This is a genomic window from Moorena sp. SIO4A1 (assembly GCF_010672065.1).
Taxonomy (GTDB): Bacteria; Cyanobacteriota; Cyanobacteriia; order Cyanobacteriales; family Coleofasciculaceae; genus Moorena.
The window spans coordinates 325,449-351,169 of record NZ_JAAHHX010000012.1; the positions used below are offsets into that span (position 1 = coordinate 325,449).

At 44.9% G+C, this 25,721-nt stretch carries 21 protein-coding genes; 12 read left to right on the plus strand and 9 right to left on the minus strand.

What is annotated here, in order from left to right; genetic code table 11:
- Positions 1–40: 40 nt before the first annotated feature.
- From F6K53_RS13745 to F6K53_RS13785, 9 genes are all read left to right on the plus strand, one after another.
- Positions 41–5,329, plus strand: coding sequence for a GAF domain-containing protein (locus tag F6K53_RS13745; protein WP_293081086.1), 5,289 nt, complete (start codon positions 41–43; stop codon positions 5,327–5,329).
- Positions 5,330–5,673: 344 nt separating this feature from the next.
- Positions 5,674–9,237 (plus strand): hybrid sensor histidine kinase/response regulator, encoded by a 3,564-nt coding sequence (locus tag F6K53_RS13750; RefSeq protein ID WP_293064102.1) that lies wholly within the window; start codon positions 5,674–5,676, stop codon positions 9,235–9,237.
- Positions 9,238–9,486: 249 nt separating this feature from the next.
- Positions 9,487–9,939 carry a chemotaxis protein CheW gene (locus F6K53_RS13755; RefSeq protein WP_293064105.1) on the plus strand — a complete coding sequence of 151 codons (453 nt, stop codon included), beginning with the start codon at positions 9,487–9,489 and terminating at the stop codon, positions 9,937–9,939.
- 143 nt (positions 9,940–10,082) lie between these two features.
- Positions 10,083–10,685, plus strand: coding sequence for an urease accessory protein UreG (gene ureG / locus F6K53_RS13760; RefSeq protein WP_293023591.1), 603 nt, complete (start codon positions 10,083–10,085; stop codon positions 10,683–10,685).
- Between the two features lie 66 nt (positions 10,686–10,751).
- Positions 10,752–10,904, plus strand: a complete 153-nt coding sequence (locus F6K53_RS13765) for a hypothetical protein (RefSeq protein WP_293023594.1) — start codon at positions 10,752–10,754, stop codon at positions 10,902–10,904.
- A gap of 568 nt (positions 10,905–11,472) precedes the next feature.
- Positions 11,473–12,546, plus strand: coding sequence for a hypothetical protein (locus tag F6K53_RS13770; protein WP_293064109.1), 1,074 nt, complete (start codon positions 11,473–11,475; stop codon positions 12,544–12,546).
- Positions 12,547–13,022: 476 nt separating this feature from the next.
- Positions 13,023–13,907: an EfeM/EfeO family lipoprotein gene (locus tag F6K53_RS13775; RefSeq protein ID WP_293064112.1), complete on the plus strand. Its 885-nt coding sequence runs from the start codon at positions 13,023–13,025 to the stop codon at positions 13,905–13,907.
- Positions 13,908–14,737: 830 nt separating this feature from the next.
- Positions 14,738–15,754 (plus strand): chlorophyll a/b binding light-harvesting protein, encoded by a 1,017-nt coding sequence (locus F6K53_RS13780; protein WP_293064115.1) that lies wholly within the window; start codon positions 14,738–14,740, stop codon positions 15,752–15,754.
- Between the two features lie 145 nt (positions 15,755–15,899).
- A complete protein-coding gene (locus F6K53_RS13785; RefSeq protein ID WP_293022542.1) occupies positions 15,900–16,928 on the plus strand; it encodes a chlorophyll a/b binding light-harvesting protein in 1,029 nt (342 codons plus the stop codon).
- 498 nt (positions 16,929–17,426) lie between these two features.
- Here F6K53_RS13785 and F6K53_RS13790 read toward each other — a convergent pair whose 3' ends face one another.
- Entirely contained in the window at positions 17,427–17,552 is a 126-nt protein-coding gene (locus F6K53_RS13790) for a hypothetical protein (RefSeq protein ID WP_293022545.1), read from the minus strand.
- A 133-nt stretch (positions 17,553–17,685) separates the two neighbouring features.
- Entirely contained in the window at positions 17,686–17,868 is a 183-nt protein-coding gene (locus F6K53_RS13795) for a hypothetical protein (RefSeq protein WP_083304956.1), read from the minus strand.
- 115 nt (positions 17,869–17,983) lie between these two features.
- On the opposite strand from F6K53_RS13795, the gene F6K53_RS45855 reads away from it, so the two are divergent.
- Positions 17,984–18,328 (plus strand): transposase, encoded by a 345-nt coding sequence (locus F6K53_RS45855; RefSeq protein WP_364300732.1) that lies wholly within the window; start codon positions 17,984–17,986, stop codon positions 18,326–18,328.
- 378 nt (positions 18,329–18,706) lie between these two features.
- Positions 18,707–19,165: a transposase gene (locus F6K53_RS13800; RefSeq protein WP_293022660.1), complete on the plus strand. Its 459-nt coding sequence runs from the start codon at positions 18,707–18,709 to the stop codon at positions 19,163–19,165.
- 168 nt (positions 19,166–19,333) lie between these two features.
- On the opposite strand, the gene F6K53_RS13805 is transcribed toward F6K53_RS13800, so the two are convergent.
- The 6 genes from F6K53_RS13805 to F6K53_RS13830 form a co-directional block, all read right to left on the minus strand.
- Positions 19,334–19,663: a hypothetical protein gene (locus F6K53_RS13805; RefSeq protein ID WP_293022550.1), complete on the minus strand. Its 330-nt coding sequence runs from the start codon at positions 19,661–19,663 to the stop codon at positions 19,334–19,336.
- A gap of 139 nt (positions 19,664–19,802) precedes the next feature.
- A complete protein-coding gene (locus tag F6K53_RS13810) occupies positions 19,803–20,540 on the minus strand; it encodes an alpha/beta hydrolase (protein WP_293064123.1) in 738 nt (245 codons plus the stop codon).
- A 369-nt stretch (positions 20,541–20,909) separates the two neighbouring features.
- Positions 20,910–21,425: a flavodoxin FldA gene (gene fldA, locus F6K53_RS13815; RefSeq protein ID WP_293064126.1), complete on the minus strand. Its 516-nt coding sequence runs from the start codon at positions 21,423–21,425 to the stop codon at positions 20,910–20,912.
- Between the two features lie 6 nt (positions 21,426–21,431).
- Entirely contained in the window at positions 21,432–21,566 is a 135-nt protein-coding gene (locus F6K53_RS13820) for a hypothetical protein (RefSeq protein ID WP_293064129.1), read from the minus strand.
- Positions 21,567–21,876: 310 nt separating this feature from the next.
- The gene (locus F6K53_RS13825; RefSeq protein ID WP_293081090.1) at positions 21,877–23,379 is read right to left on the minus strand and encodes a chlorophyll a/b binding light-harvesting protein; all 1,503 of its coding nucleotides are present in this window, start codon (positions 23,377–23,379) and stop codon (positions 21,877–21,879) included.
- Between the two features lie 95 nt (positions 23,380–23,474).
- Positions 23,475–24,515 (minus strand): chlorophyll a/b binding light-harvesting protein, encoded by a 1,041-nt coding sequence (locus F6K53_RS13830; protein ID WP_293074344.1) that lies wholly within the window; start codon positions 24,513–24,515, stop codon positions 23,475–23,477.
- Positions 24,516–24,619: 104 nt separating this feature from the next.
- Between F6K53_RS13830 and F6K53_RS13835 the strand changes: the two genes are divergently transcribed.
- Positions 24,620–25,231 carry a Crp/Fnr family transcriptional regulator gene (locus F6K53_RS13835; RefSeq protein ID WP_293022562.1) on the plus strand — a complete coding sequence of 204 codons (612 nt, stop codon included), beginning with the start codon at positions 24,620–24,622 and terminating at the stop codon, positions 25,229–25,231.
- A gap of 265 nt (positions 25,232–25,496) precedes the next feature.
- On the opposite strand, the gene F6K53_RS13840 is transcribed toward F6K53_RS13835, so the two are convergent.
- Positions 25,497–25,646, minus strand: coding sequence for a hypothetical protein (locus F6K53_RS13840; RefSeq protein ID WP_293022569.1), 150 nt, complete (start codon positions 25,644–25,646; stop codon positions 25,497–25,499).
- Positions 25,647–25,721: the final 75 nt, after the last annotated feature.

A 25,721-nucleotide genomic window follows, 5' to 3' on the forward strand; every position in this document is an offset into this window, starting at 1 on the left:
CTTAGCCTCCTCCGAGATCTGGCAATTGATCAGGGCAATTATGATGAGTTTTGATCAACCAAATCAATCCCATCAAACCAATTATGACTGCTTGACAAGCTGGTCACTAACTCTGCCCATTGAACAGTCTATTGGAAGAGTTACTACCGACTCGATTGCCTCTGAACTGCCATCATGGTCGGCAATTTTACCATTATCAGATGTTGAAAAAAACGAAACTATAACTATGCCACAATTTGATCAATCTGAGGAAATACTCAGTTCTAAGTCCCAACTCAATCAATCATCGAGTAATGGCAATGGCAAGGGGACACCTACCGGGGTTCAGTTTCACCTAGCCGTGGATATTGAGCAACACTGCAAGGGTGAGCGGCAGTGGTTATTCAACCTGGCCACCCAGATGCGCAAAGCAGAAACTAGTGATGCCCTGTTGAGAACCACAGTGACTGAGGTTAGTCAGCGTTTACGGGTAGACCGAGCCTTGATTTTTCGCTTCCAGTCGGAGAATCGGGGTACAGTGCTAGTTGAGTCGATGGTGGGTGGCTATACTCCCAGTCAGGGGGAGTACCTACCAGTGATTGCTTTTGGGGCTGAGAATCGGTCAGCCTACGAGCAACAGGAAGTTATAGCCCTTAATGATATTAATGACCGGGCTGTTAGTCCTTTTCAACTCCAACTACTGGAACGATTCCAGGTCAAAGCCAGCTTAAGTCTACCGATTTTGATCGAAGGGCAATTGTGGGGCTTACTAGTGGTGCAGCAATGTTCTGGTTCCCGGGAATGGCAGGAAGCTGACATTAGTCTGCTCTACCAAGTTGTTACTGAACTGAGGCTGAGTCTACAGCCAGTGGAATTGAGTAACCGATGGCGAGAGCAGGTGAAGCAGGAAAAGGTCTTGGCTCAAATCTTGGGCACAATTCCACCGTCTTCTGATCCCAATATTGCCCTGGGCAACATTTGCCACGAACTGCGCCTGTTTTTCAAGGCTGATCGGGTAGTGGTTTATCGCTTCAATCCTGACTGGAGTGGTGAATTTGTGGCTGAGTCAGTTGCAGAGGGTTGGGTGAGCCTGCTCCAAGACCAAAAGCAAAATCCTAACCTGACATCACCAGATCTATTTTCCTCTAGGCGCTGTACGGTCAAGCAAATCGGATCGGTGGCCAGCCCTACTACCGATACCTATTTAAAGCAGACACAAGGGGGCAGCTATTTCAAACGTAAGCAGGTAGAGCGAGTTGACGACATCTATGCCGCTGGTTTTTCACAGTGCTACATTGAAACCTTAGAAAAATACCAGACCAATGCTTATATTATCGCCCCAATCTTTGATGGTGAACACCTCTGGGGCTTATTTGCCGTTTACCAGAACTCTCGCCCTCGGCGCTGGCAAGATAGTGACGTCGTGCTGCTGTCACTAGTCAGTGACCGTCTCAGTAATATTCTCAAGCAATTGGACATTACAGCCCAGCTACAGGAGAAATCGGAGCAACTGGATATTGCGGTTAAGGGGGAACACATAGCAAGTCGCTTCCTTGATAAGATACTTAAGAGTTCCGACATCAACAGTGTTTTCCAGACCGCTACTCAAGAAATCCGGCAGCAGCTGAAGTGCGATCGCGTGGCTGTTTATCGCTTCAATCCTGACTGGAGTGGTGAGTTTGTGGCTGAAGATGTGGCACACGGTTGGATACCGTTAGTTGAACCGAGTATTAAAAAAGTCTGGCGCGATACCTATTTGGAGGAAACCGAAGGCGGTCGGTATCGCCACAATGAAACCTTAGCCATTGATGACATTTACAAGGTTGGTTACGATCAATGTCACATAGACCTGTTAGAGCAATTTCAGGCTAAAGCTTATGTGATTGTACCGATTCTGCAAGGGGAAACCCTCTGGGGTTTCCTCGCAGCTTACCAGAACAATGGCCCTCGTCACTGGCAGAAAATGGAGGTGGGTATACTGGCTCAGATGGGCCGACAATTTGGGGTTGGCCTCCAGCAAACGGAGTATATTGAACAACTGCGAGCAAAATCCAAGCAACTGCTATTGGCTGCAGACCTAGAAAAATCAGCAGTCAAAGTCATCAACAAAATCCGGCAATCTCGGAAACTGGAGACGATTTTCAAGACCACAACCATAGAAATTCGTAAGCTCCTGATGGCTGACCGGGTCGGTCTGTTTCGCTTTGACCCTGACTCCGATTATAACGATGGAGAGTTGGTGTCTGAAGATGTGGTCAATGGGTACGATGGGATCCTGGGTAAGAAGGTTCACGACCATTGCTTTAGTCAACAGTATTCCCAGCACTATGTCGAAGGGCGAGTACACGCAGTTGCTGATATCTACAATGGGGATCTTGGCGATTGCTACATTGAGCTGCTAACTCAGTTTCAAGTCCGGGCTAACCTGGTGGTGCCATTGCGTAAAGGGCTTGAACTGTGGGGATTTTTATGCATTCACCAATGCAGTAAGCCCCGTCAATGGCAGGAGTATGAGATTGATTTTGCCAAGCAGATTGCCCTACACTTTGAAGTTGCCCTACAACAAACAGAGTACCTGGCGCAAGTCGAGGCCAAATCTACCCAGGTCGCTAAAATCGCAGGGATGGAGCGAGCGGTAGTTGGAATCATCAACAAGATCCGTCAGTCTCGAAACCTAGATACCATTTTCAAGACAACCGCTATCGAAATGCGCAAGCTTCTTCAGGTTGACCGGGTGGGTGTATTTAAGTTTTACCCTAACTCTGGCTTTGATGATGGGGAATTGGTATCTGAGGATGTGGCATCAGGCTACCATGCCATGCTAGGAATCAAAGTTAACGACCACTGCTTTGGTGAACAGTATGCCCCTCACTACACCGAAGGACGTGTGCAAGCAGTTGCTGATGTCTACAATGCGGGTTTAAGCGATTGCCATATTGAGCTGCTGGCTCAGTTCCAAGTCCGGGCTAATCTGGTTGTGCCCCTACTTCTTGCACCTGATTTGTGGGGATTGTTGTGCATTCACCAATGCAGTAAGCCCCGTCAATGGCAGGAGTATGAGATTGATTTTGCCAAGCAGATTGCCCTGCACTTTGGGGTAGCGCTACAGCAATTGAGCTACCTGGATCAAGTGGAGGCCAAATCTCACCAGCTTGCCCAAGCTGCTGTGCGGGAGCGAGTAGTAGCAAGCCTTAGCAACCATTTGTCCCAGTCTGTAGATGTTTATAGTATCTTCCAGAGTATTACCAAAGAGTTGCGGCAAGTGTTGGGAGCTGACCGGGTAGTAATCTATCGCTTCAACTCCGACTGGAGTGGTGAGTTTGTGGCTGAATCGGTTGCCCCTGGCTGGATTTCCCTAATCACTGAACAAGAAAGAGACGACCGCCTGAAGGTGGATACAACGGCTTATGAGCGCTGCCAAGTTACAGCCCTGAGTGTTAATTCTCTGTCTAATGTTGATACCTGCTTGCAAGAAACCCAGGGTGGAGAGTTCGCCCGAGGTGACCGCTTCAAGAAGGTTGATGACATCTATGCCATGGGTTTCGCTCCCTGCTACATCAACACTCTGGAACAATACCAAGCCAGGGCATATCTGATTATGCCAATTTTCCAAAGTGACAAGCTCTGGGGGCTGCTGGCGGCTTACCAAAATACGGGACCCCGTCAGTGGCAAGATACCGATGTCACCCTCATGCTCCAAATTAGTAATTCCCTGGGATTAGCCTTGCAGCGATCCCATTACCTAGATCAGTTACGAGCCCAATCTACCCAACTCACCAAAGCGGCTCAAATTGCTCAGGGGGTAACCAAAATAGTTGGTAAGCTGTTTCAGTCTCGGGATGTAAATACAATCTATCGTATCACAACCCAAGAAATCCGGCAGCTGCTCAAATGCGATCGCGTAGCCCTCTATCACTTCAATCCTGATTGGACTGGTCAGTTTGTGGCTGAGGCAGTTGCAACTGGTTGGTTAGCATGGGTGGGAGCAGATATCAAAGCCTTCTGGCCCGATACTTATCTACAAGACACCCAGGGAGGTCGGTATCGCAATCGTGAAAGCGTGGCCGTTGATGACATTTACACCTTTGGTTATTCTGACGGTTACCTAGAAACCTTAGAGCAATATGAGGTTAAGGCTTATATGCTGGCACCGATTTTTATACAAGGAACCTTATGGGGTTTACTGGGTACCTACCAAAATACTGGTCCTCGTGACTGGCAAGAGTTTGAACTCAACGCCCTGGCTCAGATTGCGGTGCAAGTAGGGGCAGCCCTGCAACAGGCTGAGTATCTCGCACAAATCCAAAACCAGTCCCAGCAGCTGACCGATGCCGCACAACGGGAGAAAGCCGACAAAGAAGCAGTACAGCGGGAGGTAATGCAGTTGCTCTCAGCAGTGCGACCAGCTCTAGAAGGAGACCTCACCGTCCGAGCTCCGGTAACCAACAATGAAGTAGGTACCATTGCTGATGCCTACAACAACACCTTACAAAGCCTGCGCCGGATTGTGACTCAAGTCCAGCAAGCTTCCAGGAAAGTTGCCCAAACGTCTGTTGACAGGGAATCCTCCATTGCCAAGCTCACAGCCCAAGCCCAGCAGCAATTTATGGCTCTCGGTCAAGCCTTAGAGAACATCCAGACCATGGTTAATTCTACAGAAGCTGTAGGTGAGAGTGCTCAACAGGTAGAAGTAGCAGTCCAAACCGCTAACCAAACCCTCCAAGCAGGGGATGCCGCCATGAACCGTACCGTAGATGGAATTCTCGAAATCCGGGAGACAGTGGCAGAAACCAGCAAACGGCTCAAGCGCCTGAGCGAATCGTCCCAGAAGGTTTCGAGGGTGGTAAACCTGATTAGCAACTTTACGAATCAGACCCAATTGCTAGCGTTGAATGCAGCCATTGAAGCTACAAGGGCTGGTGAGTATGGACGGGGTTTTGTAGTTGTTGCCGATGAAGTACGTTCTCTAGCCCGTCAGTCAGCGGAAGCCACCACTGAGATCGAGCAGTTGGTGCAGGAGATCCAGAAGAGTACCGCTGAGGTTTCTACAGCCATGGATAAAGGTATTCAACAGGTTGCCCAAGGAACCGCAATGGTACAAGATACCCGTCTCACTCTCAATGCCATTGTTGAAGCCACCAGCCAAATCAGCCAGCTTGTAGAGGGTATTACCCAAGCCACCCAGGTACAGACCGAAGAGTTCCAATCCGTGACCCAAACCATGACTGAAGTTGCAGGAATTGCCAACAAAACTTCTGAGGATGCCATGGAAATTTCTACGTCTTTCCAAGAACTCCTAGCCATGGCTCAGAATCTTCAAGCCAGTGCTGACCAGTTCAAGGTTGAGTAGTCATTTGCCTTGCTAAAATTCATTTTAAATGCGTTTTAGCATGCCTTTTGCATGCATGCTAAAGGGGACTGGGATATATCTTTTTTATTTGATTTCAGGCTATAGACATTTTCAATGCACAAAATTTTTATTAAAACTAGCAAAATTTTTATTCAATAAAATTTTGCTAGTTTTAATAAAAAATCACTAATAATACGAGCATTTTTTAGTATAATCAGGTAGAGATAATTTTTTGATTTTATCCCGATTCCCGATTCCCGATTCCCGATTCCCGATTCCCGATTCCCTACTCCCTACTCCCTACTCCCTACTCCCTACTCCCTAAGAATAAAATCCTCACCCAATTGACAACTGCTCTAATGACTAATGACCCGAAAATTCGTGAGCAAAGCTATCGCTACTTTCTCCAGGAAGCACCGGAACTGCTGCAAGTCTTGGAAGAGGATTTGCTGAGTTTGTCAGAAAACTATAGCATCAATAAAGTCAACAACTTGATGCGGACTACCCATACCCTCAAAGGCGCAGCAGCTAGCATTGGGTTGGAAACAATCGCCACTGTAGCTCACTCCTTGGAGGATGTTTTTAAAGCTCTGTTTAACCCCGACTTGTCCATTGATCCAGAAATTGAAGCCTTACTGTTTCAAGCTTATGAGTGTCTGCGCCTACCTCTGACCGCTGAACTCACAGGGGGGCAAATCGATGACACCGAAATCAAAAATCGAACTGCTGCTGTTGTTGCCCAACTCCAAGAGAAGCTGGGGGACTGTTTTGGTCACGAATCCCATCTGCCCACCTCACTAGAATTGGGCTTCGACGTCACCCAGTCCATTTTTGAAGTGGGGGTTAGCCAAGGCTTAGACGTAATCCAAGCTGCCCTAAATAATGACAATCCCAGTGAAATCAGCATCACAGTTCGCCACCAAGCAGACATTTTCTTGGGGTTAGGGGAATCCCTTAATTTACCAGGGTTTGCCGCTATTGCCAAAAATGCGATCGCAGCCCTAGACAACCATCCCGATCAGGTGGTCACCATTGCCAAGACCGCTTTGTGTGATTTCGTTGCAGCACAAGCAGCGGTGCTAGAAGGGGATAGGACTCAAGGTGGTCAACCTTCTATAGCTCTGCAACAACTAGCTGACCTTAGGTCTTCAAGTCAAAATTCACAATTCACAATTCAAAATCAATCTTCTGTCTTCGGCAACGGAAAAGAACAAGACCTTAATCGAGTTGAGCCCGGACTAGAAGAAGTAGAAGGTGTTGTTAATAATTCTTCCGTTACTGATCCAGAATCTAAAACAAGGAAACGGTCCCAGCTTGTGGAAATGATCTGGGGAGGATCAACTACACTAGATCAGCAAACCTTTGATCAAAGTAGAAAGTTGCAGAGGTCGGAGCAAACAGAGATAGATGTCTTGCATGGAGAGATAGCCTCACCTGATCAAGAAATCGCCACAGAAAAAAATTTTGTTTTGCACAACATGGGGATGATTGATGCAGATAATCAAAAAAAAGAACAACGACAAGATCCCGAAATTATCACAGACGAGATCATCCCGCCCATAGGCAATGCTAGAAATGCCCCTCTAAACTCTTCCCATCTCGCCATAACTCCCTCCAACCAACATCCCAGCACGCCATCATCTAGGGATCTATCTGGTACTGTGCGGATAAATATTGAGCATCTAGAATACCTGAATTACACAATTGGGGAATTACTAACCAACCAAAACCGCCAGTTGCTCGAAAATGAACAACTGCTGGCTGCAGTGCGAGTACTCCTTGATCGTATCGACCAACATCAGCAAGTTCTAGAGCAACTCCAAGATTGGTACGACCGCCTGTTTATTTTGACCCAACAAAAGCAGATTAGGCAAAGGTTGCAAGTTAGCAAGTTGAATGTTGAAGGTTTAAACAAAAACAAAGCTACCGACCCAAATCTTAGTTTTTATTCCTACCCTTGGGCAGAAAAAACGTTGCAGCTTAGCAAGTTGAAGGTTGAAGGTTTAAAGGAACACTTTGCTACCAACCCCAATCCTACGGCCAACCTTGGCCAAAAGGCCACGCTACGCTCTCAACCTGCCAACTTTCAACATAGCAACTTTCAACATAGCAACTTTCAACATAGCAACTTTCAACCAACTAACCTTGGCCAAAAGGCCACGCTACGCGAACAACATACCGACTATTTCGATGACCTGGAACTAAAACGTTATAGCGCACCCGAGCTTCTGATCCAGTCAGTTCTAGAAGATGCTATTCAATTAACAGAAGCTGCCCATGACATTGAGCTGTTCAGCACCCAATCCAGTAAAACTCTCGAACAACAACGTCGGTTGTTAACCAACCATCGTGATGTCTTGATGGACGCCCGGATGTTGCCTTTAGGGGAAATATTTAGTCGTTTCCCCCCTGTCCTCAAGCAGTTGTCAGCTTCCCACCATAAGCTGGTAGAGCTAAAAATCTCTGGTAATGATGTTTTAGTGGATAAAGTTGTTGCCCAGAAGTTGTACGACCCCCTGCTGCATCTTGTGCGTAATGCTTTTGACCACGGCATTGAGACTCCTGCTGTACGGCAACAACAGGGCAAACCAGAAAAGGGATTAATTGAAATCAGTGCTTGCCATCGGGGCAGATATTTGGTGATTGAAGTTTTTGATGACGGGCCAGGGTTGAATTTTGAACGGATTCGCCAACTAGCAGTAGAACGTGAACTGATAGACTTTGAACAGAGTAATAATCTCAGTGAGGCTCAGCTGAGGAATTTGTTGTTTGAACCAGGCTTTTCCACTGTCTCTGGGGTGAATAACCTCTCTGGACGTGGTGTTGGTCTTGATGTTGTCCTAAACCAGGTCAAAGCTCTGAGGGGTTCCGTCCAGGTTGATTCTTCTCCGGACCAAGGCAGCAGATTTAGACTACAAATTCCCTTGAGTTTAACCATAGATAAATTACTTCTGTGCCAGGCTGGGAAGCAAGTTTATGGTTTGATTACTGATCAAGTCGAGCAAATTATTATTCCTGAGGAACACCAGCTCCGAAGTTGGGAAGATGGCAAAGTTCTCCACTTGGGTACCGGGACTGATCAGCAACTGGTTAAAGTCTACCAACTTGGGCAAGTCCTAGATTATTCCTCTGTGGCAAATCCATTCTCAGTAACCCATCCCCATCAACCTGTTGTTCCTCTTCAGACGATTAGACCAATCATTCTGATCCATTACCAGGATCAGCTTGTCGGTCTGGAAGTAGACCAACTGTTGGGAGACCAGGAGTTGGTGATTCGTCCTTTGGGGACAATGATTGTGCCACCCCCCTATGTCAATGGGGGCAGTATTCTGGCCGATGGTCGGTTGACATTGGTGCTGGATGGGACTGAATTGATCCAGTACCTGTCTGAGCAACAGACCGATGGCAGTCAAAGGTTACAGGTTAGCACATTGAAAGTTGAAAGCAAAAGCTATGACCAAGCCACCCAACCGATGGAAACCCTTTCGCGAAAGCAGCTTCCACCTTCAACGGTTGAACCGTTCTGGGTCAGACGTAAGCCAAAGGTACTCCTGGTAGATGACTCGATCACCCTGCGCCAAACTCTAGCCATGACCTTACAGAAAAATGGCTATCAAGTGTTTCAAGCCCAGGATGGTTATGAAGGGATTGAGCAACTACAGCATCAGACAGACATACAGTTAGTGATCTGTGATATTGAGATGCCTCGCATGAATGGGTTTGAGTTTCTCAAACACTGTCAGCAAGACCCAGCTTTGGTAGATATTCCTGTAGTCATCCTCACATCCCGCAGTAACGATAAACACCGCTTGATTGCTGCACAGTTGGGGGCAAAGGCTTATATCACTAAGCCCTATTTGGAACACAAATTGTTGACAACAGTAACCGATGTTGTTGAGCCCATTTAACCGTTAATAAGGGAGTAGGGAGTAGGGAGTAGGGAGTAGGGAGTCGGGAGTCGGGAGTCGGGAGTCGGGGGAATAAAATTGGCTGTAGCTCATAAGTATGATCAACGCTATATCCTGCAATTCTTTGGTAATTAGTAATTGATCATTGCTCCTGGTGAATTGGTAGTTTCAAAAATCCTAAAAATCTCCCTATAACTACTCAGCACTAAACACTAATCACTAAACACTAATCACTATAAAATAAAGGCGATGGACGATTCAAAACTAGAAAAATTAATGGTTTTTAAAATTGCTGATTATTCCCTATGTCTCCCGATTATGGATGTTATGAAAGTGGTTAATTATACCACGGAAATCAGCCGGGATATGAAAACCATGGGATTAGTTCAGCTAGGCAAGCATACCATTAAAGTTTGGGATTTACATCAGCAGTTGGGGGATGGTAGTTTACCTCACCGAAGCCCTAACCAAAGGTTCTTAGTGATTATTCGTCCTAGGGACTCCGAACTTTGGGGAATTTTTGTGGATGATCTGCCTAATTTGGTGGAGTTACCCCAAGACATGATGCGACCTATCCCGAAGTCTTACCGTCAGGCCAGTGTTCTGGAGATGATATCTCATGCAGCTGTTATATCAAACGAAGCATCTACTCAGAAAATTTTTCTTTTGGATTTACAGCAAGTCGGTGCCTTGACTCCTTAATCGTCACTAGAAAAGGCTATAATAAAAATCTAAACTTACCAATTACCATTTGTTAATTGTTAACTTGTAGCAATTAACAATTTTTTTATGGCTAATGATCATAAATCAACTACACTATTAAAATTAACTCTAAGTTAGTTAACATGAGTACTTTTCGTGTTGGTATTGCTGGTCCAGTTGGTTCAGGGAAAACTGCTCTATTAGATGCATTGTGTAAAGCCCTGCGAGACTCTTATCAAATCGCTGTGGTCACCAATGATATATATACTCAGGAAGATGCCCAGTTTTTAGTTAGGAGTCAGGCTCTAGAAAGCGATCGCATTCTGGGTGTGGAAACGGGGGGTTGTCCCCATACTGCCATTCGGGAAGATGCCTCCATGAACTTGGCAGCCATTGAACAGTTGGAAAATCGGTTTACTGATTTAGACTTGGTGTTCCTAGAAAGTGGAGGGGATAACCTAGCAGCAACCTTCAGTCCAGAACTAGTAGATTTCACGATCTACGTTATTGATGTGGCTGCTGGGGATAAGATTCCTCGTAAAGGAGGACCAGGAATCACCAAGTCTGACTTGCTGGTGATTAACAAAATTGACCTGGCACCTCAGGTGGGAGCAGATTTAGGGGTGATGGAACGGGATGCTAAAAAGATGCGAGGAGATAAACCCTTTGTGTTTACGAATTTGAAAACTAAAGAGGGAATCTCTACGGTGATTGACTTGATAAAACTTGACATGGGCGCTTATTAATTCCCTTGAGAAGGGAGTAATAAAAGTGTTGGAATCAAACCTAATCTGATCATATGATCATGGGTGGTGATGATACTGTTTTATAGCGTTTATCACAGTTATGAGGTACAGTCTTCTTTGACGTTGATTCCCTGTCTTGATGCAACCCATCCCTATTCCCTATTCCCTATTCCCTCTTCTCTCTTCTCTGTTCCCTGTTCCCTGTTCCCTGTTCCCTAAAATCCATAAATTGTTTACCTCATAGCTATGAGAATTGCTATATTTGTTTGTGTTATTGCATTTATCACTTGGTTGAAAAATGCTAGATAATTAATTATTATATTATAGTTTAGCAATTTTAATCTACGATAAAAAAATGTATTAAATTCTACCTAAATTTAGGTAAGCTGGTAGAGCCAACGTTATCCTGGTTGACTACCAAAAAGTCGAGTAACTGTGTGAACGCCAAAGGCGTGGCAGAGCCCATGGCCCCCCTCGTGATCCCCATTTCTAGCCAGATTCAATCACTGGGATTCCTTGCTTTCCAGGGTTTCCCTTTAGGGAGTAATGTAATGTCGAGATAATTACCCTTAATACAAATCTCCCCATCTCCCCATCTCCCCATCTCCCCACACTTCCCACACTTCCCACACTTCCCGCGCCCGGGCTCGACACTTTTATTATGGGTATTCAACAACAATCTCCACAGCCTTATAAAATTATCGGAAGTAAAACTCAACCAGTATAGTCCATCTGATTGCCGTGATTTGATAGTCTAAAATATAATGGCTCCTTAATTCCCAATCCCATGGAAGTTGTTGTCCCCTTTACCCCTCCTAGTCGTCCAACCGAGTTTTCGGCTCTGGGCTATCTGTTTGGGCGATTTGACCCAAACCCATCTCAAGAGCCTAATCGGTCAGTTAAAGGAACTCTTGTTCTCAAACAAGGAATCAGCTTCAGTGCCTATATGCACCAACCCTTGTGGAATAAATTAAGTACCAACCCCTCTTTTGGTGAGAAAAAAGTCTATCTTTGGCGAGTATATTTCCGCATCACCAAGGCAGGAAAACTCGCTCAAATTCAAATCAAAAAATTTATTCCCCTAGAGGGGAAAACTACTCTACGTCATTCTCCCAGTGACGAAAGAGTCGATCAGTTTCGGGTTCGTGGTTTAATTCACGATGTCAAGCCAGAAGCGGTGGTGGTGTATGTAGAACGCAATCACCTGCCTCCTAGAGGAAAAGCCAAAACTTATCCATGGCAGCCTTTTTTGTTGACACTCCAGGGCTCTTTGCCACAACCAGCAGAAAAGGATGATTTTTGGGAATTTTTTTGTAGACGAGTAGGGGAAGAACTCCACATAGAGGAAGCTCATCCAGTTAACGTAAATCTAGAAGACTCAAGTTTCTATTCACATTACTCCGAAGAAAAAACTGACTATCAACCTCAACCAAGCCCTAAAACTAAACCCAATGAAGTTATCATGATTCAAGGCAGAAAACCCGAAATCACCGTCAAGTTTACCGAAAGACCCAATTTACCGGAGCAAGGCAAGAAAGTTACCTTACTCCTAACTGGTGACAATGGCATAACCGTTCAGGCAGAACTTAATCGCAAGACCCTCAAAAAGCAAGTAGAAAAGATGGATAGCTTTGCTGATTGGGTAGCGGCTTTGAGTGGAAAGATCGCCAGGGTGTCTCCAGAAGGGGTAATTGAGTTAGAAGGTGCAGGAGTTAATGTATTTGAGAAAAAACCAAAAGTTAGCCAATCAACTGAGCCAAAAGAGTCTCAGAAGCCTTCTAGCAACCCAGAAACAATTAAGCAAGAACAATCACAACAACCTGCTCAAAAGCAGAAGAAAGTGTTTCGTCTGATTGATTAGGATAGGCGTTGCTTTTAGGGAGCAGGGAGTAGCCCACAGGGGTAGGTTGTTTACCTCAGGGTCAAACGGGAAGTGTGGGAGGTGTGGGAGGTGTGGGAAGTGTGGGAGGTGTGGGGAGATCGGGAGATAAGGAGATGGGGAGATGGGGAGATGGGGAGATAAAGAGATGAGGAGATGGGGAGATGGGGAGATAAAGAGATGAGGAGATGGAGAGATCGGGAGATGGAGAGATCGGGAGATGAAATTGATGAGTAGCCGTAGTTTCCAGAATTGGGATCATTGACACTAGTCTGACTTGCCAATTTTTTTTTGCCATTTTGTTTGGGTGGTATGGGATACTTGTGTCTTAAGCACCTCTTCACAATCTCTTCATCACATCTTTAAGGTTTAATTTATCGATAAATATTTTTATCAAGTTGATCAAGGTCTACTATAATAATCGAAGCTAAAAAAGAATCTTTCTCAAGTTTAACCCCATGACAATTAATCGACGAAAAATACTACAAATTGCTGCTGTGGGTGGTTTAGGCACCCTAGCGGCTTCTAGTCTAATTCGCCCTGGTTCAAGCAAGGAGTTAATTGCAGCAGCTGGTAGGGATCCTTATGCTGCAGAGGTTGATCAGGGCTTAAGGTATTTCCGACAACAAGCTCAAGTACAGCTACCCCTTGTCGAAGACTTAGTGAAAGCAATTCGCAGTGGCAATTTGGAAAATGCCAAAGACGCCTATGTCAAAGCCCGTCCTCCTTACGAGCAAATTGAAACCTACGCAGCCAGCTTTGAAGAAACTGACCGGGATATTGATGCTCGCCCCTCTGCTTTTGATGGTGGGGAGGATAACCCAGAATTTAAGGGATTTCACCGGATCGAAGTTCTCTTGTACCGGGAAGGGAACGTCAAAGCAGCGCTCCCTTATGCTAAAGAGTTAGTCGAGAGCGTCAAAACCCTAATCAAAGATTTAGATCAGCGGCAGAACTTCAATTCCACCTTGAACTTTGAGGGGATGATTGCTTTGGCGACAGAAGTAGTAGCCAAGAAGATTTGTGGCGAAGAAGAAACTTGGTCGGATCAGAGCCTGTTAATCTTCTCAGATAACTGGATCGGAATTTTCAGCCAGTATGCTCCCTATTCAGCAAAAGTGGCAGACAAAGACCCCAGTGTCAATGAAGAGGTTAAGGCAGCTTATAAAGCAGCAAAAGGCAAGCTTAAACCTTACTTCACCCAGGGCGAAGTCGCAGCTCAACCCTATAGTTCTCTCGACATTAGTCAGCGAAAAGATATTGTGGACGTCGGCTATCGGTTCCGTAGAGCGTTGGTCAGAGCAGCAAAGGTTTTAGAAATACCCGTTGGTTTCGAAGTTTAGGGAACGGTGGCACGGTGGCACAGTGTTAGCTGTTGGGTTTTGAGTTCATGGTTTTTGCCCTTAATCCTACTCATGCCTAATACCATTGGCCTAAGACGATCATGCCTATTCCGGTCAACGACCAGCAAAAAGCGCGGCAGAGAGTAATAAATGTAATCTCTGCCGCGATTCTGGCTCGTTATCAGACATAAGAGAAGATGTCTTAGGATAGACATTATCAGTATTGCTAAAATTTTTCAAGTGTTACCAAAGGGTCTATTATAGAATTTCTGATCACATTAAACCGATAAGGGTGGTTATAGCCATCGGGGATTAAATCAAGAAGGACTGACGCTTCCGTACGTGACTAAACCATAAATATAGCGGTTATCTGGAGATAAAATTACTACAGGTAGTGCATATGGTGGCCGATACCTAAGTCTTATTAAATCATATTTAAATTGTACGATTTCATATATCTCTCAGATATATAAGTCAAGTTTGAGCTGAATGACACCAGTAGATGTTCTCATTTTGACAGCATTTTCCGCAACTATTAGAAAAACTAATGATAAAACTTATTTATCAAATAAAAACTGATGAGAGGTGTTGACAACAATTTTGGGTAACTTGGGATTAGCATAAATAGCTGTAACTTTTGATATACAAGACTTTCATAGAATTAATGAATCTAAAAAATGATAATTAGTTGCAATAAATGTTAAAAAATATTGCAACTAAGTTTAAATTGGCTCCCTAATGCTGCACAATCGATTCATGTGATTTCACCTCAACCCTAAACAGGAGGTGGTGAAACAATGAAGCAATTAAGGATCGAGTAAGGATCGAGTATGCAAACATACGGTAATCCCGAGGTTAAATATGACTGGTGGGCTGGTAACGCCCGCCTAGCCAACTTGTCTGGCAAATTCGTAGCTGCTCATGTCGGCCAAGCAGCCCTGATCGTTTTTTGGGCTGGAGCATTTACTCTGTTTGAAATTTCTTGGTATGATCCCACCCTGCCCATGGGTGAGCAGGGGCTGATTCTGCTGCCCCACTTAGCTACTTTGGGCTGGGGTGTAGGCTCAGGCGGTCAGATAGTGGATACTTACCCCTATTTTGTTGTTGGCGCTCTACACCTGATCTCCTCGGCTGTTCTGGGAGCGGGTGCTCTGTTCCATTCCGCTAAAGGTCCAGCACAATTGAAAGATGCTGGCGGTCGTGCCGCTAAATTCCACTTTGAATGGAATGACCCTAAGAAGTTAGGCTTTATTCTTGGGCATCATCTCATTTTTCTAGGAGTAGGCGCTCTGTTATTGGCCGCGAAAGCCATGTACTTTGGCGGACTATACGATGCCACCATTCATGATGTCAGGCTCGTTACCAGCCCAAATCTTAATCCATTGGCAATCTATGGCTATCAAACCCATTTTGCCTCGGTGGATAACTTAGAAGACTTGGTAGGCGGTCACATCTATGTTGGTTTGCTACTCGTTGGTGGTGGTATTTGGCACATCCTAATACCACCAATGAAGTGGGCAAAGAATCTCGTAAGCTTCGAGGGAGAAGCGGTTCTTTCCTACTCTCTCGGCGGTATTGCTCTGGCAGGATTTGTAGCAGCTTACTTCTGCGCAGTTAATACCCTAGCCTATCCCGTCGAATTCTATGGTCCTGCCTTAGAGGTCAAGCTTGGTGTTTCGCCATATTTTGCAGACACTATTGAGTTGCCTTTGGGTGCCCACACTCCTCGCTGCTGGTTGGCCAATGCCCACTTCTTCCTAGCTTTCTTCTTTCTTCAAGGTCACCTATGGCATGCATTGCGTTCCATCGGCGTTGACTTTAAGAAATTTGAGGAAGGCTTGAATTAATCAGCTAGTAAAAAGCAGCCCTCTCTAGATAGTAGGTGTTAGGTGCTGTCCAATCAATCTAACACCTACTAAACCAAAAATTTCCTGGGCTGCTGAGTAGCACTCTACCAAATTTATGTTTTAGATAGAGATATACTCGGTTTTCATGACAACAAATAGTATTCCATCACGAACTAATCCGGATTGGTTGCTTGGTAATGCCCGTCTTAGGGACTTATCCGGTCAATTATTAGGAGCTCATATTGCTCACGCTGGTTTGATTATGTTCTGGGCAGGCGCAACTACCATAGCGGAAATTTCCCAGCTTGTCCCTGGTCAGCCGATGTCCGAGCAAGGATTAACCTTGTTACCCCACTTAGCCACTTTAGGCTGGGGTGTCGCACCCGGTGGTGTGGTCACAGATACCTATCCCTATTTTGTGATTGGCATTTTGCATCTAGCTGCATCCGCTGTTTTGGGTGCAGGTGGTCTATTTCATGTTTTTAGTGGTGTTGCAAATTTGAAAGATGGCACTGGACGCGCCCCTAAATTCCACTATGAATGGACTGACCCCAAGAAGCTCAGCTTTATTTTAGGACATCATCTGATTTTCCTAGGTGTGGGTGCGTTGTTGCTGGTAGCCAAGGCAATGGTTTTTGGTGGCATTTATGACGCTGCTGTCGGCAATGTACGTATCATTACCAGCCCAACTCTTAACCCAGTGACTATCTTTGGTTATCTCTTTGGCATTGTCGATGGGGTTTGGAATCCTCTTGGAATGGCAGCTGTCAATAATTTAGAGGATGTCATTGGTGGTCATATTTGGATTGGGATGATGTGTATTGGTGGCGGAATTTGGCATATTGTCTCCACTCCATTTAACTGGGCTAGGAGTGCCCTCCAGATTGAAGGAGAAGCAATCCTCTCCTACAGTTTAGGGTCTCTAGCGTTTATGGCTTTTGTGTCTGCTGCTTTTGTTGCTAACAACACTACGGTCTTTCCCACTGAATTTTACGGTTCTAACCGTCTGGTAGCAGCAAATGTTCAGTTTTTCTTGGGACTCTTGTTCTTAGGGGGGCACTTGTGGCATGCTGTCCAAGCCCGTTCTGGCAGTGTATTAATGAGTACTCAGATTAAGTACTTAGATAAACTGTCAAAATCCCAAGACAATCCAACGACAGAGCCTTCGTCATAATTTCTTTGAAAAACTAGTTGCTAATTTTTAGCATTAAGTGGTATACTAAAAATGTAAGTTGCCATCTAGACGAGACACAGAGCCAGGGTTTCTTCTCTAGACAGGAAGCTAGTCCTCCTTATGGTAAACCAACAGCCAATCAGATCACTAGGGTGGTGATCTGATTTTTGTTTTTTAGCTATTTATCAATAAAGTTTATTATTAAAAGCCCAATTCTTATGGAACCAGAAACCTGCTGGAAAACTGAAGCTGTTGTCAGCCGTGAGCTTTTAGCTCACGCTACCCGAACAGCGGTCAGCGGTCAGCCATTCTCTACTTGAAATGCAGACGTAAAAAAGATTAAATCAATGCTTAGTTGTTGTCTTAATGCAGCGCGGTCTTGGGGGAAACCCCCAAGACCGCTTAGGTGCGCTTATTTAAAAACTGTTCGCGTAGCGTGGCACAGGCTTCTAGCCTGTGATATGGCCCATTAGCTGATAACTGATAACTTACGGTTACCTAACTTGCGTTCGCATAGCGTGACCGTAGGTCAATCCCCTTTGGCGCGCCAGAGCCAAACATATTATCAAAAAGGGAGTTTGTTCGCGTAGCGTGGCCAAAGGCCAGGGAAAAAGAATACCCCATCCTTCTTAAGGTTTAAAGTTACCGTAAGAATAGGGTCGCCTTAATAATAAAGTTTTAACCCTTTTGCTCATAGCCGACCAACCATAAAGGCGACCCTATTCTAAGGTTTCGTCTCCGGGGATGAATTTTTCCCTCAATCAGGCAAAGTCCCAGTCCTCCCTAGGAACTCTAAGTATTCAGAAAGGCTTAAGCCCGAACGAGCAGCCAGCCTTTTTAATCCTTGCCAACCAGTTTCAGTGGCCTTGATGCTGTAACTTTTTTTAGCTTCCTCGTGTAATCTGGGTCTTCCTACTTTTCTTTTAATTTGTTCACTCATTTACTTGACATTATTATTTTGGGGGTCTATAATTAGATTAGCACTGAAAGAGGTCGAACAGATGCAACTAGGATACTCTTACAAACTCAAGCCCACTCAACGACAAAAAGCCGTAATGAATCGGTGGTTAGACATGTTGAGGTCGCAGTATAATTACCTGCTTAGAGACAGAAATGATTCTTACAATCAAGCAAAAGCTCCTAGATTAGGCAATTATTGTGATCTGAAAAGCGGTGGAGAAGCGTGTCCATTAACTTGTTCAGTCAGCAAAAATTATTCAGTAGGTTACCCTTGGAAGAAAAGTCGAAATAATCCAAGACGAAGTGCCTATGAAGCCCAAAGTTCTAGTCTTCCCATACTCAAGAAAGAAAGACCCTGGTATAAATCAATTCATTCAACTGTATTGCAACAAACTCTAAGACAATTGGATGTTGCATTTGCTAAATTCTTTAAAGGATAAACTGGATACCCTAGACCAAAAAGAAGGTCACGATTTAGGAGCTTCAAATATGCTCCTGGTCAAGTAAAGCTTGATGGGGACAATATATATCTCCCAGGAATTGGATGGATGGGTTTTTACAATTCTCGCCCTATCCCTGAGGGTTTTATTTTAAAATCAGTCACTGTTCGGAGGAAGGCTCGCGGTTGGTTTGTAAGTCTTCAAATCGAAGACAAGTCAGTTCCAACTACTCCGATAAGGAGTAATAGCGAAATCAATCCTCTAAGAGTCAAAGGCTGCGATCTAGGAATTAACAAGTTAGTCAGTATCTCTAATGGTAAAACAATAGCTAATCCAGCTAAACAAAAGTCTTTTAAACGCAGATAAAGACGCTTAAAACTGAGACAAAAGGCTGCTAGCCGAAAGAAAAAAGGTTCTAAAAATAGAGGAAAGTCTTACTCTAGGGTGGCCTCACTTCATGAGCGTATTGCAAACAATCGTAGTGCCTATCATTGGGATGTAGCTAATCAGTTAGTCAAAGATACAGATGCCTTGGTACTTGAAGATCTTAATATAAAGGCAATGAAATCTCGCTGTAAACCTAGACCTAATGAGAATGGTGGATATGTCCGCAATGGACAGTCGGCAAAAAGAGGTTTAAACAGATCAATATCTAATGCAGCTTGGGGTGAACTGGTTAAAAAGGTAGAGGTCGTGGCTGCGAAGTCAGGCATACCAGTAGTCAAAATAAATCCCAAGCACACGTCTCAAAAATGCCCGAAATGCCATCACGTCAGTAAAAGTAACAGAAAGAAAGAAAAGTTTGTCTGTACCAATTGTGGTCACTATGATGACTAGAAATGTTAATGGGGCAATAAACATCAAAATGCGGGGTCTAAAAAAACTGGGAATTGACCCCACTCAGCTACCTCCGGTGCGGGGGGAAGTCACGCCCACGGAGTTAACAGCAACATAGTTGTTGTGCCTGGGAATCCCCATCCCTGCGACGGGTGGGGAGGTTCAACGTCACACAACTTTAGAAGTAGCTTGATGACTACACTTACACCGTCGTGAGTTAACCCTAGCAGGATTGAGAGTTGCCTCATAGTCATAACAATTGATTGCCTCTTCTGTTAGCGCCTTTGACGGATGTACTGTACACTTGAGGCGATAATCTCCAGTAAAAAAGGCGCAGCGACTACAGGGAATTTGATGTAATTGTCTCAGATGAGCGACACCGTCTCGAAAGGTCGCCCGCATCCGCCATAACGCTATTCCGATTAATGTCCAAGCAGCTATGCAGCACAGAAACGTTAGCAAATGTTGAATAACCTGAGAAAGAAGTATCTCGAACATGCTTAACTACTAACTAATAAGATTTCAATTTATGGATGCTACAGATAGTTTCAGCTATCAGCCATCAGCCTATGCGCTACGCGCACGCTGCGCGAACAGCTATCAGCTATCAGCTAATGGCTGATGGCTAAATGCTTACCTAAGTACTAATTGCTAATGGCTCAGGGACTGGTGATGATAGGGATTCCCAAAACCGGATGATTTGCCTTCCTACTCGATTGGGATGGAAATAGTGGCAAAAGTGACCCCCTTCGGGATATTCCCATAAGCGATCGCATTCTTTTAACCAAGATTTCCATCCTTGCAAAGCATTAGAATCAACAATAATGTCATCTTTGCAACCACATACCATTAATGGTACTTGCACTGCTGTTGGTGCTACACTAACCCGTTTATATAGGGAATGAGGAGAGGGAGAAAAAGCTAAATCCTGCTCTAGGATGGTTACTAAACCTTTCGTAATACGGTGATTGTGATGACCAAAGAGGCTCTTAACCATTTGGCTAAGCAACACTTGGCGAGTGCAGGGTAAAAGTTGGAGCTGCACATAGTAGTGGGCTTGCCAGTCAACTGCAGGATTAACACCTACTGATAATAGAGTTAAAGACTTGACTTTTTCAGGATATTTACGGCTATAGAGTAGTCCTACCAAACCAGCAGTGCTGTGACCCACCAGATGGATAGGATGATCTGAGGCTTTGAGATAGTCATGAAGTAAGGTCAGGGCGATATCAAGAGACGTTGGTTCATCTTGGTTTTGGCGATACTCCCACTGGCCAATTCGCTTTTGTTTAGACAAATAACGAATTAAAGGCTGATCAAAACGTAGAAAACTTGGACTAACATTCAACCAAAGGATTTCAGGCAAAATAGACATATAGCAAAGGGAGTAGGGAGTAGGGAGTAGGGAGTAGGGAGTAGGGAGTAGGGAGTAGGGAGTAGGGAGTAGGGAGCAAAAATTATCATAATTCCTACACGGATCCCTATAGCAATTTTATAATCACAAATATTCAATAGGGGTGAAGCATTTTATTATATGTTTGAAAGTCATTAATGTTGACCGTTAACGCTCAAATGTAAGTGGTCAATAGTCAACGGTCAACGTAGCTAGCTTTATAAAAAATAGACGGTTTTCAGGTGCGACCCGTGGCGAATTTAATTCGCCTACGGAAAGCGCACCTCAGGTTTTTTCCTAATTGGAAAATACCCAATTTAAATGCAAAGCAGCTTACAACGGTTGTAAAAACTAAACTCCAAACTCTTGTTTGAGTTGGGTTACCCAAGTTTTTATCCGTTTTTCCGTCAGTTCAGACTGGTTATCGTCATCGAGGGCAAGACCAATAAACTTACCATTTTTGAGAGCTTTTGATTCATTAAACTCGTACTCATCAGTCTTCGGCCATTGTCCAACTGTGGTACCCCCCAGTTCGGAAATTTTTGCTTCTAGAATACCAATGGCATCCATAAAGTTATCAGGATAGCCCTCCTGGTCTCCAGTCCCAAAATAGGCGACTTTCTTACCACTAAAGTTGATACTATCTAACTCCTCAAAGTAGCCATCCCAGTCAGCTTGTAATTCCCCAATATCCCAAGTAGGACAGCCGATGATGAGATTTTCGTACTTTTCAAAATCGCTATTTTCAGCCTCTTCTATTTTATGGATAGTGACGACATCATCACCGCCAAGTCCTTCTTGAATTTCTTCAGCTGCCGCCTCTGTTTTACCGGTTTGAGAACCGACGAAAAGACCAATTTTTGACATTTTTATTTACTCCTGATTGATGTTGATTAGATTCTTATCCCCACAGGGGACTGACTCAGTCAGTATGGTTTCCTCCAGCATTGGCATCTGTTGCCGACAGTGGCAGCAATAGTAGTAAATGCCAGTGGCAGGTGGAGACATTTATCTTGGTTATGGCATCCGTCTTTATTAACGCCTTCTAGGTCGTTGAAAATTTATCAATAATATTTATCAATAAATTGAGACCAAAAGGAGGGATTATTGTCTGTTGCCATAGTTTCGGTCAAGGTTGCACTTAACCTGGCTGTCACTATGGGAGGGATGAACGGTTAGTTATATCTAAGCTAGGGAAAAGAGATAATGGGGTTAGGGTTGACATGGCTTCCTAGCCCCAGACAGCTCCTGTTTTAAGAAGCCTATAGAATGCTCCATTAATTACTCTAGCATTTGTTGAAACTTTTTAGCAACTAATTCAACCCATCATGCCCTGAATCATACTGAAGTTATTGACCAGCAGATAGGCAAAAATCGCTCCTCCAGCGCCACCAACTAGAAAAGCTCCAGCAAACTGACTCCAGCCGTCAGCAGTTTGGATAGTTTCTGGTACCTCGGGTACCCTGGTAACGAATGTGGGTCGAGGTAAAGTTTTTAGCTCTTTTTTAAAGGTGACTGTACCGTAGATTGATAGGCCGATGGTGGCGATTACAATCAGAGCAATAGCTGCTGTTACACCAGCTAAGTTTGCCGTCTGTGAATCCCGCAACGGTCCTAATTTGGCAAACGGACCAAAGATAAAATACCCATGAGCCATGCCAATTTCTAGACCCCTGGACAGGGGAGAAAGACCGGGACGGTAAATAGGTAGGTTTTTGAGGAAGTTAAGGCTAATATCTGAGGAGTTAATTGGGGTTGCCAAGTCACCAACTTGAGGATTACTCCGAGGGATAATCAGCTCACCTTTTTTGAAGTCAAAACCAGCTTCTGCTCCTCGCGCCCGGATAGCATGCCAGATATGACCGAACAGAAATAACACCGCAAAGACAAAGTGGAATGCTGCTAACCAACCGCGAGCAGAAACGATGCCATCACTGGCTTCTAAAGTCCCTACTGGACCATAGAACACTTCTGGATAAACGGTGTCATTGACCATGACAAAGTAGGCGGCAAAAATTCCCATGTAGGCCAGCGCCCCTAAGCTATAGGAGAGATAAGCTTCCCCGGAATAAACCAAAACCTCACGTGCCCAGTTAAATGGCTTGGTTAAGATGTGCCAGAAACCACCAGCAATGCAGATCGAACCAATCCAGATGTGACCGCCAACCACATCTTCTAAATTCTTCACGGCTGCCATGCCTTCTGAACCGGATGCACCAACTAAGTAGCCAAAAATTTTGACAGGGCTAAGGGTGGGATCGGTAATCACTCGTACATTGCCACCGCCACTCGCCCAGGGGTCAAATAGTCCACCCCAAAACAGGGCTTTAGCTACCAACAACCAAGCACCAACCCCCAAAAGGATGAGGTGAATCCCGATAATGGTGGTCATCTTGTCGGAGTCTTCCCAGTCATAGCCAAAGAAACCAGCAAAGGTGCCATCATTGGTTAATTTATCTGGGGCAAGCAGGGAATGGTAAAGTCCTCCAGCTCCGAGCACTGCTGAGGAAATCAAATGCAAGACCCCAACTACAAAATAGGGATAGGTGTCGATAATTTGACCACCAGACCCAACACCCAAGCCTAACGAAGCCAGGTGGGGCAACAAGATTAATCCCTGGTCATACATCGGCACGTCAGGGTTGTAGCGAGATAGTTCAAACAGGGTCATTGCTCCCGCCCACAGGACTATCAAACCAGCATGGGCGATATGAGCACCTAGCAACTTACCGGATAATTCAATAAAACGAGCATTACCAGCCCACCAGCCTACTTTTGAGATTTGGCCTTGGTTGGGACTATCAGCAATTACTGCTGTCATTGATGTACCTCTTTGAGAATTATTGGCATTTTGAGTTGGTCAATAAAGTGCCATTATATACACACTTTATTAGAATTAATTGCATTAATCTGAATTTAAGTAGTAGCTTCAGAAGCTACTACCTGACCCCGGCCAAAATCAAACCCAGCTGCTCGCAAAGCATGCCAAATATGACCTTGGAGGAAGAAAAACCCAAGGAAGAAGTGAGCATTAGCTAACCAACTCCGGCAAGAAGGGAAGCTAGAGTTAGGATCGGCAAAGTAGGGGAAAACATCCAGCTTAATTGATAAGGCAGGTCCATAGAAGACTTCTGGGTAGACTACGGTGTTAACAGCGCAGAAGTACGCGGCGATAAAGCCCATCAGCGCCAAAGCACCCAAGCTGTAGGAAAGATAGGCTTCTCCAGACCAAATAAAAAGACCGCGCGTCCACTCAGATGGCTGAGTCTTGATGTGCCAAAAGCCACCGCCAATACACAGTAGACCAACCCAAATATGACCACCAACTACATCCTCTAGGTTACTGACTCCAGCAATCCAGTTCTTGCCCACAGTACCAAACAGATAACCGAAAATCACTGCTGGATTGAGAGTAGGGTTGTTAATGACTCGCACATTCTCCACTGCTGGATCGTACAACCCCCCAAACGCGATCGCTTTAGCCACCAGTAGGAAAGCTCCAAATCCCAGTAGAATCAGGTGAATGCCAATGATAGTGGTCATTTTGTCCCCATCTGCCCAGCTATACCCAAAGAAGCCAGACTTTTCTTCTAAAGTTTCCGGACCACGGAGGGCGTGGAAGATACCACCAAAGCCGAGAAATGCTGAAGAGATCAGGTGCAAAACACCAATCACAAAGTAGGGGTAAGTATCCACTATAGCTCCCCCAGCACCAACGCCCCAGCCTTGAGCTGCTAAGTGGGGCAGCAGGATTAAGCCTTGTTCGTACATGGGTTTGGCAGGATTGAAGCAGGATAGTTCAAACAGGGTTATTGCTCCAGCCCAGAAGACGATTAGACCAGCATGGGCAACATGAGCCCCCAATAATTTCCCGGATAACTCCGTGAGGCGAGCGTTACCTGCCCACCAACCATACTCTCCCTCTACTAATCGGGAACTCTCAGCAATGTTTGCCACTATACTACACCTCCTAGGATTTTATTGCAAAATATATTCAATAGTTACTTGGAATAGCTTACACTACTGCTTAAGGAAAATGAAACCTATTTTTATTAAGAATCATGACAATTCGCAGATTTGGTAAGGGATCACAGCAATCGTTAGTCACTCAGAACCCTGTCACCACTAGGTTCAAGCCATCTGTTCATCTCTTTAAGCGCCATGACTTGATTGCTCTAGAACCCGATCAACTATGGGTAGTTCAACAGGGTGTGGTTAAAACCTTGACCTGGAATGACGAAGGAACAGTAATTACATTAGGATATTGGGGAGTTGGGGATGTAGTGGGGAAATCTTTGTCTAACTTGCAAACTTACGAGATCGAGTGTTTGACTAGGGTTAAAGCGCAATGTCTGTCTTTGTCTCAGTCTTACCGCTTATCCGAGGCTATTGTTTGCCATCTGCGACAGACAGAAGAGTTGCTGTGTATCATTAGAACACCAAGAGTCTCTCAGCGTTTGCAACAGTTTTTGAGTTGGTTAGCCCGGAAGTTCGGTCGTCCCGTCTGTAGTGGGCAACTTATTGATATACCAGTGACCCATCAAGAACTAGCTGAGATGATTGGCACCACACGAGTAACCATCACCAGGCTGATCAAGCAGTTTGAGGAAGAAGGGATAATCAGTCGTCCTCGTCGATACTGTATTGTGTTGCGCGATTGTTCTGAAATATAAATGAAAATGCTATCAATGGCGCTAGATTCAGCATACCTGGAAAGAGTACCGCTAGCGCCATGGACGTGATTAAGTTACGGGCTGATGGTGGGGAGGAAATTATGCGTTGCTTAATAATAGAATGATTTTAATAGTTTTGTGGAATGGGCATCTTGGTGGAACGGGCATCTTGGTGGAACGGGCATCTTGCCCGTTATCAATAATTTCGGGCGGGCAGGATGCCCACCCCACTCATATTAATTCGAAGATTCAGCAATGCCCGAAATTATGCGATCGCAATGTAGCCTGATAATTGCTTAATCCGCTCCATCCAAGACAGCACATTGGGGTAAGCATCTAGAGAAATCTTGGCGTCTGGTGAGAGAGATACTCTTAAACCGTCATTAATCGGGATAATCCGGTATAAAACGGTCAAGGTGCAATTTATTGTTGCCTGAGGGAGGAGTGGTAGTCAGCAATTGGAGTTAAGCCTTCCACTCATCTTTCTAGG